This is a genomic window from Paeniglutamicibacter sp. GQ140, from assembly GCF_059759235.1.
In genome coordinates this window covers 26926-39485 of sequence record NZ_JCAXDW010000013.1, presented here as the reverse complement: position 1 = coordinate 39485, position 12560 = coordinate 26926, and the positions used below count along the sequence as shown (strand labels likewise).

Here is a 12560-nt window from a genome sequence, read left to right as displayed (position 1 = left end):
GAGCACCACACCGTGGCCCACCTGCTCGGCGCCGAGAACGTTTCCATGTCCTTCGGCACCCGTACCGTCCTTGACTCGTTGTCCCTGGGGCTCGAGGACGGGGACCGCATCGGCATGGTCGGGCGCAACGGCGACGGCAAGTCCACGCTGATGCGGCTGCTGGCCGGACGCATGAGCCCGGACGAGGGCCGGGTGACCAAGCGCGGGGACGTCCGGGTGGCCTACCTGGACCAGTCCGACGTGCTTGACGGGGACCTCTCCGTGGGCGCGGCCATCGTCGGGGAGGCCGCCGACCACGAATGGGCCTCCAACCCGCTGGTGCGCGAGGTCATGGGCGGGCTCGTCGGCGAGGTCGACTGGCACGCCGAGGTCAACTCGCTCTCCGGCGGGCAGAAGCGCCGCGTCGCCCTGGCCAAGCTGTTGATCGGCGAGCACGAGGTCATCATGCTCGACGAGCCCACCAACCACCTCGACGTCGAGGGGGTCGCCTGGCTGGCGGCGCACCTGAAGAACCGCTGGCGCGCGAACGCCAACGGCCTGCTCGTGGTCACCCACGACCGCTGGTTCCTCGACGAAATCTGCACGCGCACCTGGGAAGTGCACGACGGCACCGTGGACCCGTTCGACGGCGGCTACGCCGCCTACGTGCTGGCCCGGGCCGAGCGCGACCGCACCGCCTCCGTGGTGGAGAACAAGCGCCAGCAACTGGTCAAGAAGGAACTGGCCTGGCTGCGCCGCGGAGCCCCGGCCCGCACCGCCAAGCCCAAGTTCCGCATCGAGGCCGCCAACACCCTCATCGCCGACGTGCCGGCGGCCCGCGACACCGTGGAACTGAACAAGATGGCCACCGCCCGCCTGGGCAAGGACGTGCTCGACCTCGAACACGTGACCCTGGACTTCGGCACGCCCAAGCCCTTGTTCAACAACATCACCTTCCGCCTGGCCCCCGGCGAACGCGTGGGCATCGTGGGCGTCAACGGCGCGGGCAAGTCCACGCTGCTGCGCCTGCTCAACGGCCAGATCGAGCCCACGTCCGGGGTGATCAAGCGCGGCAAGACCGTGAAGACCGCGATCCTCACCCAGGAGGTCAAGGAGCTCGACGAGGTCGCCAACATGCGCCTGATCGAGGTCATCAAGGCCGAACGGATGTCCTTCGAGGTCGGCGGCAAGGAGGTCTCGGCCGGGCAGCTCGCCGAGCAGCTGGGCTTCGGCACCGACAAGCAGTGGACCACGGTGAAGGAGCTCTCCGGCGGTGAGCGCCGCCGCCTGCAGCTGCTCCGCCTGCTCATCGGCGAGCCGAACGTGCTCATGCTCGACGAACCCACCAACGACCTGGACACCGACACCCTGGCCGCCATCGAGGACATGCTCGACGGCTGGCCCGGAACCCTCGTGGTGGTCTCCCACGACCGCTACCTGCTCGAACGCGTCACCGACCACCAGGTCGCACTGCTGGGCGACGGCAAGCTGCGCGGTCTGCCCGGCGGCGTCGACCAATACCTGGAGCTGCGTGCCGGTGCCCAGGGCGGCGGCAACACCGGTGCGCCCACCGACAAATCCGGCCCCGCCGCGGCACCCGAGTCCACGGGCCCCAGCGAGGCGGAGAAGCGCGAGGCCCGCAAGGAACTGAACCGCATCGAGCGCCAGATGGGCAAGCTTGAAACGCTGGTCGCCAAGCTCCACGCCCAGATGGCAGTGGCTTCCGAGGCCATGAAGTTCGACGAGGTCTCCACGCTCAATGCCACCCTGCGCGGCGTCGAGCTGGAAAAGGAAGACCTGGAAATGGCCTGGCTTGAGGCCGCGGAAACCGTAAGCGAATAGCCTCGGATTAGCCCCGCCACCGCCCGCGGCCGGCCGCGAACCTGCAATAAATGCCGCGGACGCGGGCGTACCGCGCCGGCGGGGCCAGGCACAAACCGGGCGAACCGTCCACTGGGTGCTATATCGACTGGATGGTTCCCCGGGTGCGCCGCGCCCTGGCCAGCAGGGCGGCCTGCGTCAGCAGCACACCGGATGCCGCACCCAGGGCGTTGCAGATAACGTCGCGTACGGAACCCACTCGGCCATCGAGCAGGAAATACTGAACCAACTCGATGCCGATTGAAAGCGCCACGGCGCAAAGCCACCCGGCAATAGGGCTCCGAGGGGCAAAGGCCAGCGGCAGCAGCAGGCCCAGGGGAACGAAGAACAGGACATTGGCGGCGGCCTCGACATGGCCGAAACGCACGCCTTGCAACATGCCACGGCCCTGGAATGCCCCAAGGATGCCGCCCACGGTTTCCGGCAGGCGCATGTCCCCGAGGCGGAGCATGAACGCCACCATGAAGACGATCGCCAGGTAGGCGGCAACCGCCGTGGCGGCTCGGCGCCGGACATTCGATCGCGATGTCATCGTTCGCTCCGGGGGATGCCCGGCGGGATACGGCGGCCCGCTGCCGGTGATTCCCTGCGGGTCGAGCGCGTGAAGCAATCTTCACCGGTCACGGTCCGGGTGCACCCGGAACATGACGATCCTGTCTGCGTCCATGGCATTGCCCCACACATCCCTCTGCCGCGCCGGTCGAATGGCCCGTTTGGTCAACTGTGCACGAGCCCGCCGGGCGTTGGCAAGCATCCGCGCCAGCCAATCGAGGCGCGCAGCCGTCGGGTCGACAAGGCATCCGGAACAACCCGGAGCCGGCGCTGACAGTACTCTTCGGCCGCTACCCCTTGTGCAACGCGAAACCGCGCGGGAGACTTTGAACTGAAGGAAACGGACGGTGAAGCAGCGGCTACCTCGGATCGAGCCGGATTCGGTGGGCATCGGTGGTTGCCGCCCTGGGGGATGGGAGCACCAAGGAACACTTCATGCGTAGTGCTCTTGCCGGCTGGGGGGTCGGTAAGGCCAACAACTAGTGATTTCTCGACGCTTGCCGTCTAAGATGGCCATCAACGCCGATGCATCTGGGCGTACTTGGGGAAAGAACCGATTTTGGGGACGGTTTTGACGATGCAGTATTCGCTATTTTTAACTAAAAATCGCTTTCGAAATCCAACTGGGCTCTTGGGGGAGACCAGCATTTCGTTGGCGCCGGCCGACCCGGCCGAATTGATCCACGCGATTCTCACAGACCCCGAGGGCGGTGGGGCCGTGTTGATCGGGCCCGCGGGCAACGGGCGCCAGGATGCCTTCGAGGCAGGGTTCTCCCGCCTCGAGGTCAAACCGGAACTCATCAGGCTCAACGGCACCAGTTTTGCAGCGGGCGTGCCCAGGGGTGCCCTCGCCTTCCTGCTGTCGCGCCTGGACGTCGGCATCGAAGCCACTCGGCACGAAGTCATCCACGGTATTGCTGGAATTCTCTGCCCCTTGGGGCATCCGGCGGTGGTGCTTCTCGGGCGGCCCGAGCTCGTCGACGAGCAGTCGGCATCGATTCTGGCGCAACTGGCCGCCATGCGGAAGATCGTCCTGGTGGTGATGTGCGAACGTCTTCAGGACCTTCCCCAGGACGTCCTGTCGCTGTACCGCTCCGGTCGGCTGGCCAGGATTAGCTTGCGCAGCATGGACATGGGCGAGACGCGCACTTTCCTGGAGCATGAACTTGGCGGGTCCATGTCCATGCTGGCCGCCGCCACGCTGCGTTATCTGACCGACAACAGCCGCGACCTGATGTTAAAGCTGTGCCGCATCTGGGTCACCGACGGGCAACTGCAGCAGCATCGGGGCGTATGGGTCCTGAGGCTGGGAGGGCTCGGTACCGGGCCGGCATTGAACACCCTGATGAACTCGATGCTCTCCGGTCTCAAGCAACCCGAGCGCCAGTTGCTGCAGGTCCTGGCCATCGGCGGTCCGATAGCACTCGACGTGGTGCACCGAAACGGGTCGGCGCAGGAACTGGACGCGTTGTGCAGAGGCGGACATGTCCGCATAGTCCAGGGACCCATCGACCAGGTGCAAATCGGTGTTCCGTTGCTGTCGATCCTGTTGCGCGAAAGCCTCGACGAGGATCTGCGACTGAACGTTGAAGACCGCCTGAGCACCTTGCACACCGATCCGGCCGCCGCGCTGGCGCGTACTTCGATGCGCGCATTGCTGGACACCGGAGCCGTCCAAGAGATGGTCGCCGTGGCCCAGGACTTCGGCGTGGACGGTTTTGCCGCCGAGGCCTGGCCGCGCGACCCGGAGCACCGGATCGCCATCCTGAACCTGCACGTGAAGGCGCTGCTGAGGCTCCGTCGAACCGACGAGGCCGCAACCGTGTTGGCACGCGCCCAGGCAGGATTCAAGGAAGCACCTCACGGGAACGGCCTGGGCGACCGAATGGCTTCGGCCGGACAGGAACTGGAGCTTCTCAGAAATCGAATTCTCATGGGCGTGAATGGCGGGCGCCCGGACAGCGACAGGCAAACGGACAGAATCCTGGACGAATGCAACGAGTGGCACACCGAATCGTTGCACTTCCGGGCATTGACGGTGCAATCTCTCGAATGGGCATCCCGCACACGGCAAGGCGACGCCCTTAACGCAGTCGAACAGATCAGCGACGACCTGGCCGGGCTAAGGATCAATGGTCAATTTGACGAGATCTTCCCCGCAGACGAAGCTGCCGAGCTCGAAGCCATGCTGCTGCAGACCCAGTTGATGGCGGGGGATTGGAGGGGTGCCGCACACCGGGCAGGGGTGTTGGCCAGCGGCCAATACAGCAACCCGAGGGTCACCGCCTACGCCGATGCGGTCCAGGGCATCCTGTTCGGTCTTTTTGACGAGGCCGAACTCGCCCTGAAGGCACTTAATCCCGCCATGCAACAGTTCGTGTTCACTCCGGACGTGGCCGAACGTGCAGCTGTGGAAGCTGTCGCGACTTTTTCGCTGGTGTCCATCGGGCAGAGTGCCGAGGCCACCGAACTCCTGCTCCAGGAGCAGGAACCCGCACCGTCCGCAATGCCGCTGAACTTCTTTTCCTGGGTGGCTGAGGTCTTTGCGTCCCTTTCGGTGGCCCGCATCAATGACCCGGGCTCGGGGCAGTCCCGGATCGCGGCCTTTGCCGACAAGGTCCATGACGCCGGATACGCGGGATTGGAGATGCACACGCTGGCGTTGGCACTCAGGTTGGGGCATTTTGGGGTTGCAGATCGTCTCCACCGAGTCGCCGGGGACTGCCAGGGTTCGGTTGCGCTGAACTATGCGCGATTGGCGGCGGCAGTTTGCAACGAGGAACGCAGCGGAATCCCCAACGTCCTGGAAGAGCTGGGACGATCCGGCCAGGTGCTGTTGTCGGTCCCTACCACCAATGCGTTGGTCGAATTCATGGACCCCAAGGAACAACGCAGATTGGCGACCTACTTGTCCCGTCTGAGGCGCCAATATGCAGGCAACCAAAGCGAGGACCTAGCCGCGGAAAAGGCACCGGGGGAGAAACTGCCCAGCTGGATGAAGGAACTGACCAAACGAGAGTCACAGGTGGCGCTTCTGGCCATAGACGGCCGTGGAAACTCCGAGATTGCCCGCAGCAGCGGAGTTTCGATCCGTACCGTGGAAGGCCACTTGTACCAGGTGTATTCCAAGCTGCAGGTACGAAATCGACAGGAGCTCACCGCCCTTGACAGAGCCACCAGGCGTGCATCGGGTAAGAGATGAGCAAGCCGAGCCACAGGGGCAGGGAAAGCTCGGTCGAATACCGGGAACTGCTCAACATTGTCACTAGTCCGGAGCCCAGTGGCGCCATCGTCCTTGGCAGCATAGGCATGGGCAAGACAAGCCTGGTCGAGGCGGTGCTGGCACACCCCGATGCGCCCGCGCCGGTGATGAGGCTTTATTGCAGCCCCACCCTCTCAGAGGTGCCTTATGGCGTCCTGTCACCATATTTGGGTTCCCTGCAACGCATCGAGGGTCCTGTTGAGGTTCTCCGCGAAATCAACACGGCACTCGAGGCCGCCGCCACGGGGGACGTGAAACCCGTCGTTGTGGTGGAGGACGCACACCACCTTGACACCGAATCCGCATTCGTATTGTCGCTCCTGATGGAAAACGCTGCCCTGAAATTGGTCGCCATCGGCGCCGGCGTCATTGACAGCGGTTCCGCGCTGGCGGCGCTTTCCGATTCCGACGCACTATCCACCATCGTTGTGCAGCCGCTTGGCCTCGAGGGCGTCCGGGCACTCGTTGAGGAGCAGCTTGGCGGCAAGATCAGCGAGGGAACAGCAAGGATCATCCTGGCCACGAGCGGAGGGAATCCGAGTTTCGTCCGGGCCAACGTGGAATCCTGTCGTGAGCAGGGAATCCTGTTCAACGACCGGGCGTTTGCCCACGACAGCGGAGATGCGCCATCCATCTGGATCCTTGCGCGCCCATTGCCGGCGGTGGACGACCGGTTGACGGACATGGTGACGGAAATTCACGGACTTACCCCTCATGCAGAACAGGGCACGCTCGAAATGCTGGCCCTCGCAGGTCCCTTGCCGAGCAAGCTCTTGTCGATTTGCGATATGCCCTACCGACACCTGCTCGACTCCGGGGAACTGCGGCAGACCACGAATTCCACGATGCGCATCAACTCCGCGCTGCATGAAACCATGTTGCGCCAGCTCGTCCCGGCGCAGCGGAAGGCCGAGCTGTTCGCCGTGTGGGACAGGGCGCGCGCAGACCTAGGCCTACAACCCACACCCACGCAGGTGCTGTGGGGAATCGAAATCGGCGTCGAAGCCGAAACCGACGTGGTGCTCCGTGCCGTGCAACAGGCAGCGGACGCCTTGGACTTCGAGCTGGCGTGGAAGTTGTGCGTCGCCTCGGACATCGCGGCGCGAAATGAGCGGGGAACGCTACTGGAAGCCGCCGTGCTACTGGGAATGGGTCGATATTACTCGTCTCGGTCGCTGCTGGTCCGGCTCCTGGACCAGGCCAGGGATGCCTCCATGCTGACCTCGGCATATATGCAATTGCTTATTGTTCTGAGCAACCTCGATGTCGAGGCCCATGACAGGCAAGCCATCGAGCGACTGTGGGAAGCCCGTGCCAGTGAATTCGATGACAACTCCGGCCGTGGCGAAATCCTAAGAGGACATCGAACCGCGGAGCTGCTCCTGGAGCGCTGGAGCTCCTTGAACACCCCCGACGCGGAACGCCCGTCAACGGCCGAGCTGGAAAACCTTCTTGAGGATCCCGACATGACCCCCGAGGGGTGCCTCGTCGTGCTGTCCCTGCTCAGTGACCTCAACAGCATCGAGGGACGCAACGAGACTGCGCTGGATCTTGCACGTCAAGTGCTCAAGGGTCTGGGACAGAATCCTCGGCTGGAGGGAACCTACCAGTCAAAGACAGTCTTTCGGGTGGGCTGGAACCTGATCATATGCGGTCGGTACGTCGAGGCCAATGAGTTCATCGATTCGTACCAAGGCCAATCCATTCATTTGATCGTCCATCGCCAGGGCATGCTCGCCCTGCTTCATGGGCTGGGTGACCTGTTGCAAGGCCGGAAAGCAGCAGCCACTGAGGAACTTGCCGAAGCCGTCATGGAACTCCGCCTTAGGGACCCCGCCCAGTTGTTGGCGCTGGCATTGCGCCTGTATCAATGGACCTCGGGACAAACCGGTGTTGCCGTGTCCGACCGAGGTGCACGGCAACGTCGAGATCCCGCATCGAATGACCGGCAACGAGCAGAAGCCCTGGCCGAGACCCCTTCCAGCCGTCGCCTCTTTGCCAGGGCAGTCGCCGCGGGCATGGGACATCCCCTGGGGCACGAAAAGGTTTCCGACTTTCCGCTCGTCGAACGCGAATTGCTGCTATGGAAAACAGCGCAATTGGACCACGAGGAGCTGCAAAGCGATCCCGCCCAAGAGCGGCTGGCGTACCTGGTCCGAGGCCACGAGGGACCCCGGGCGACGCTGGCAGCACGCCTGGTCTCTTCACGGGGAATGAACGACGCCGAGGCCCTGGAGAGCCTGGGGCGAGATGCCCTGCATCAGGGCGATTTCCGCATCGCGACCGAGGCGTTGACCAGAGCAGCACTTAGATACCTGGCCGAAGGGGAACCGCGCGTCTGCGGTGCAATCCTGCGCCAGGTGGGGCGCATCATCGATGAGCAGGGCCTGGTGGCCGAAAACCACATTGCCCGGGCCTTGGCCTTCACGGAACTGACGGCACGGGAAAAGGAAATCGTGGATCTGGCACGTTCGGGGATGAATAATGCGCAGATTGCCCGGGCGTTGACCGTTTCCCAACGGACAGTGGAAGGACATCTCTACCGGGTGTTCTCCAAGTTGGGTATTTCCGAGCGCTCGGAACTGAACGACATGGACCGCGAGTCGGGTAATGGCGGCAGCTGAGTAGACGCAATCCACGCAATGTTGAAGTAGTGACCACGCGTGTCAAGGAATGTCGGGGCTACGTAAGCTCTTTTACAGGGAGAAACGCAGGAAAAATGCGATTAAGTCCTGTCCGAACGAGTTACCTCTAATTCCCGTCGCTTGCGACGGGTTTGGACTCATCCCTAGGGCGGGACCGGCGGCCAGCGGACCCTAAAAAGTCCACCCCCCAGCGACCGTCGGTCCCCTATCCGATCCGGCCCCATGCCGAGCGCACCACGCGCCAGGCATGGGGCCTGATTGTTTCTTCGGCCCCGCAATCCGAATTAGGTGTGGCGCTGGTATTGACCGAGTAGCGACCGAGTGTCCTTTTCGTCCGGTACGTGGATAAACGAGTGTCGGGTCACTCGTGCCTGACTTTGGCTCGCAACTTACGATCGGTGTTGACCGGGGCGCATGACCACTCGCGTGGGAACTTGGGGGCCCCGGAATTGTCACAGCATCATTGGGGAGATTGCACAAATGTGTAAAGAACGGGCTGAACACTTTGCCCTTTTCCACGGTGCCGATCCAGGTCGCACCGTGGGGGCAAGTCATGACGCAAATTAGTGGAAAACTGGATGGGCGCAAGCTTGGCATCATTCGGGCCTGGACGTCTTCGACCCTGACGACCACCTCTTCGGTTGCCGGCGCCAACACCGGAGTCGGCGGTCGAAGCTATCGCCGCCGCTTGCTTCTGACCGACGTCTTGATCATCTGTCTGGCTTGCGTCCTGCCGGCCGCGGTGGCGATGGGTGCGGTCCCGGATGCCGGGGGAGGCGGCCGTGTACTGGCCCAGAACCTCGGATTGACGAACCTTGCCGCCACCCCGCCGCATAGTCTGGCCCTGGCCGGTATCATCATCGGCGGATGCTGGATCCTGAGCCTGAGGTTCTTTAGGACCCGTGCCATTGGCCGAATCGCCGTGGGGATGCAGGAATACAAGTTCCTCGCCTATGCAACCGTCGCGCTGGCCGGGGCCATAGGGAGCCTGGCACTTGTCACCGACAGCACCGACCTGCGAATTTTCGTCGTCCTCAGCCTGCCTGTGGGTCTCGGCGCACTCCTGATCGGGAGGTGGGGATGGCGCCAGTGGCTGGCAGTCCAACGGGCGCGGGGCTTCGCATTGAGCAACGTCCTGATTTACGGCCAAGCCAAGGACGCCCCCTACGTGGTGCGCCAGATATCCCGAAAGTCGGGCCCCGCCTACCGCGTGGTCGGGGTTCTCCTTGATGGCGAACCCGACATCGACGCGGAGAACAAGATCCGCGCGGCGGACCCGACCTTGCCGCTGATCTACGACTCGGGCCGAATCGAGGAAGAGGTGCGGCGCCTGGGCGCCGACGCGTTGGTGGTGGCCGGCCCCCTGACCGGGGGAAACCGCGCCATCCAGGAGTTGGGCTGGCGGCTGGAAACTTGTGCCACCCAGCTGATCCTCGTGTCCTCGCTGACCAACGTCTCCGGCCGCCGAGTGCGCATGAGCCCGGTGGACGGCATGCCGCTGCTGCACGTTGACCTGCCCGCGTTTACGGGCTGGCGCTACGGACTCAAGCGCGGCATGGACGTCGCGTTCTCGGCCGCCGTGCTGTTGATGCTCTCTCCGATCCTTTTGGTCATTGCCTTGGTCATCCGCCTGGACAGCCCAGGGAAGGTCTTTTTCAAGCAAGAGCGCGCCGGCCGCGACGGCACTCCGTTCAAGATGTACAAGTTCCGCACCATGGTGGAGGACGCCGAGGCACAACTGGCCATCCTGCAGCTGCACAATGAGGGAGCGGGCCCGCTGTTCAAGCTCAAGGACGACCCCCGAGTCACCCGCGTGGGGAGCTGGCTGCGCCGGCACTCCCTGGACGAACTGCCGCAGTTCCTCAATGTCCTCAAGGGCGACATGTCGGTGGTGGGTCCGCGCCCGCCGCTGCGAAGGGAAGTCGCCGAATACGAGGGGCACACTTACCGCAGGCTCTACATCAAGCCCGGGGTCACAGGACTGTGGCAGGTCAGCGGACGCTCGAACCTGGACTGGGAGGAAAGCGTTCGGCTGGACCTGTACTACGTGGAGAACTGGACGGTCCTCAGCGACCTGCGCATCGTGTGGCGCACTTTCAAAGTCATGATTCAACCGGAAGGGGCCTACTGATGAGCATCGCACCCGAAACGAGCGTCTACCCCGCACTGCGCGTTGCCGTGATCGGCGCCGGCTATTGGGGACCCAACCTCGCCCGCAACTTTGCAATGAGTTCCGACTGGGAATTGGTGGCCATCTGCGACATGGACTTGGAACGTGCCGCCGCACTGGCACGCAAAACGGGAGAGCCAGCCGTTGTCTCCTCCGTCGAGGAGCTGCTGCGGGACCACGCGATCGATGCGGTTGCCATTGCCACGCCGGCGCGGACCCATCACGGCATCGCCATGGCGGCCCTCGCCGCGGGCAAGCACGTCGTGGTGGAGAAGCCGCTGGCCGACAACAGCGTGCGCGGTACCGAGATGGTGGAAGCTGCACGTGCCGCCGGGCTCATCCTGATGGCCGACCACACCTACTGCTACACCCCGGCGGTGCTCAAGATCCGCGAGCTCCTGGAAGCCGGCGAACTCGGCGAGATCCTCTACATCGACTCGGTGCGCATCAACCTGGGCCTCGTGCAGCCGGACGTGGATGTCTTCTGGGACCTGGCCCCGCACGACCTGTCCATCCTGGACTTCGTGCTTCCCGGCGGCCTCAACCCGCTGTCGGTCACCGCCCAGGGCGCCGACCCGCTGAACGCCGGCAAGGCCTGCGTGGGCTACATGAACATGCCGCTGGACAACGGGGCCCTGGCCCACATCAACGTCAACTGGCTCTCCCCGACCAAGATCCGCCAAATGGTGATCGGCGGCAGCCGCAAGACCCTGGTCTGGGACGACCTGAACCCGCAACAGCGCCTGAGCATCTTCGACCGCGGGGTCAACCTTGACCGCCAGGCGATGATCCGGGCCGATGCCGAGGACCGCAAAGGCGCCACCATCTCATACCGGCTGGGCGACACCTGGTCGCCCGCACTATCGGAATTCGAGCCCCTGGGCTTGATGGTGGCCGAGCTGGCCGCAAGCATTCGGTCCGGCAACGCAGCGCCGACCGACGGGCTCTCGGCGCTGCGCGTGTTGAAGGTCCTTGAAGAGGCAAGCGCAAGCCTGGCAACCGGTTCGTTGCCGCAAACCCACAATCCTGATTCCAGTTTGGAGACTGCATCATGAACGAGAACCTGAAGTCATTGGCGGGGGGTCGCTATCTGGTGACGGGCGGGGCCGGAACCATCGGCTCGGAGATCGTCGACCAACTGCTGGCGGCCGGTGCGGCGCGCGTCGACATCCTGGACAACCTGGTGCGCGGGCGCCGGAGCAACATCGCCGAGGCGCTGGCCACCGGAAAGGTCAACCTCATCGAGGGGGACATCGCCGACAGGGCATTGGTCAGGGAGCTCGTGCAGGGGCGGGACGCGGTGTTCCACCAGGCCGCGATCCGCATCACCCAATGCGCCGAGGACCCACGACTGGCGGTGGACGTGATGGTCAACGGAACGTTCAACGTCCTGGAAGCTGTCGTCGAGGCCAGGGTGCCCAAGATCGTTGCGGCCTCCAGTGCCTCGGTGTACGGCATGGCGGAGGAATTTCCCACGACCGAGCGCCACCATCCGTACAACAACGACACCCTCTACGGCGCGGCCAAGACGTTCAACGAGGGAATGTTCAAGAGCTTTCGTGCCATGTACGGCCTGAACTACGTGATGCTGCGCTACTTCAACGTGTACGGGCCCCGCATGGATGTCCACGGCGCCTACACCGAGGTGCTGGTGCGGTGGATGGAACGCATCGCCGACGGGCTGCCGCCGCTGATTTTCGGTGACGGAAGCCAGACCATGGACTTCGTCTTCTCGAAGGACATCGCACGTGCCAACCTGCTCGCGGCGGCCGGCGGCATCAACGAGGGCGTGTACAACGTCGCCAGCGGGACCGAAACCAGCCTGCGGCAACTGGCGGAAACGCTATTGGTGGCCATGGACTCGGACCTGGGCATCGACTTCGGCCCCGAGCGGGCGGTGAACTCGGTGGTACGCAGGCTGGCCGACACCTCCGCGGCCCGACGCGATCTGGGATTTGAGGCAACCACCGGGCTGGAGGAGGGGCTGGAGAAGCTGGTCGAATGGTGGGCCCCGCTTCGCGAGGAAGTTGCGACGGGACGACTGCTCATTGGCAAGGGCAGGGGGAACTGA

At 64.1% G+C, this 12560-nt stretch carries 7 protein-coding genes; 6 read left to right on the top strand and 1 reads right to left on the bottom strand.

Annotated features, from left to right (window positions below; translation table 11 throughout):
- The first annotated feature begins 12 nt into the window (after positions 1-12).
- Entirely contained in the window at positions 13-1821 is a 1809-nt protein-coding gene (locus AC6CHY_RS16295; RefSeq protein WP_498227401.1) for an ABC-F family ATP-binding cassette domain-containing protein, read from the top strand.
- A gap of 118 nt (positions 1822-1939) precedes the next feature.
- Here the strand turns inward: AC6CHY_RS16295 and AC6CHY_RS16290 are convergent, their stop codons facing one another.
- A complete protein-coding gene (locus AC6CHY_RS16290) occupies positions 1940-2392 on the bottom strand; it encodes a VanZ family protein (RefSeq protein WP_498227400.1) in 453 nt (150 codons plus the stop codon).
- A 651-nt stretch (positions 2393-3043) separates the two neighbouring features.
- On the opposite strand from AC6CHY_RS16290, the gene AC6CHY_RS16285 reads away from it, so the two are divergent.
- The 5 genes from AC6CHY_RS16285 to AC6CHY_RS16265 all read left to right on the top strand — a co-directional run bounded on the left by AC6CHY_RS16285 (position 3044) and on the right by AC6CHY_RS16265 (position 12560).
- A complete protein-coding gene (locus AC6CHY_RS16285; protein ID WP_498227399.1) occupies positions 3044-5614 on the top strand; it encodes a helix-turn-helix transcriptional regulator in 2571 nt (856 codons plus the stop codon).
- Positions 5611-8298, top strand: a complete 2688-nt coding sequence (locus tag AC6CHY_RS16280; protein ID WP_498227398.1) for a LuxR C-terminal-related transcriptional regulator — start codon at positions 5611-5613, stop codon at positions 8296-8298. The genes AC6CHY_RS16285 and AC6CHY_RS16280 overlap by 4 nt, the downstream gene beginning before the upstream one ends.
- A 574-nt stretch (positions 8299-8872) precedes the next feature.
- Complete coding sequence (locus tag AC6CHY_RS16275; protein WP_217388680.1) at positions 8873-10450, top strand: sugar transferase; 1578 nt, start codon at positions 8873-8875, stop codon at positions 10448-10450.
- Positions 10450-11544 (top strand): Gfo/Idh/MocA family protein, encoded by a 1095-nt coding sequence (locus AC6CHY_RS16270; protein WP_498227397.1) that lies wholly within the window; start codon positions 10450-10452, stop codon positions 11542-11544. The genes AC6CHY_RS16275 and AC6CHY_RS16270 overlap by 1 nt, the downstream gene beginning before the upstream one ends.
- Positions 11541-12560, top strand: a complete 1020-nt coding sequence (locus tag AC6CHY_RS16265) for an NAD-dependent epimerase/dehydratase family protein (RefSeq protein ID WP_498227396.1) — start codon at positions 11541-11543, stop codon at positions 12558-12560. The genes AC6CHY_RS16270 and AC6CHY_RS16265 overlap by 4 nt, the downstream gene beginning before the upstream one ends.

Excerpts from the sequence above, each read along its gene's own strand:
- AC6CHY_RS16290 (WP_498227400.1), bottom strand. The coding sequence starts at position 2,392 with ATGACATCGCGATCGAATGTCCGGCGCCGAGCCGCCACGGCGGTTGCC.
- AC6CHY_RS16280 (WP_498227398.1), top strand. The coding sequence starts at position 5,611 with ATGAGCAAGCCGAGCCACAGGGGCAGGGAAAGCTCGGTCGAATACCGG.
- AC6CHY_RS16275 (WP_217388680.1), top strand. The coding sequence starts at position 8,873 with ATGACGCAAATTAGTGGAAAACTGGATGGGCGCAAGCTTGGCATCATT.
- AC6CHY_RS16270 (WP_498227397.1), top strand. The coding sequence starts at position 10,450 with ATGAGCATCGCACCCGAAACGAGCGTCTACCCCGCACTGCGCGTTGCC.
- AC6CHY_RS16265 (WP_498227396.1), top strand. The coding sequence starts at position 11,541 with ATGAACGAGAACCTGAAGTCATTGGCGGGGGGTCGCTATCTGGTGACG.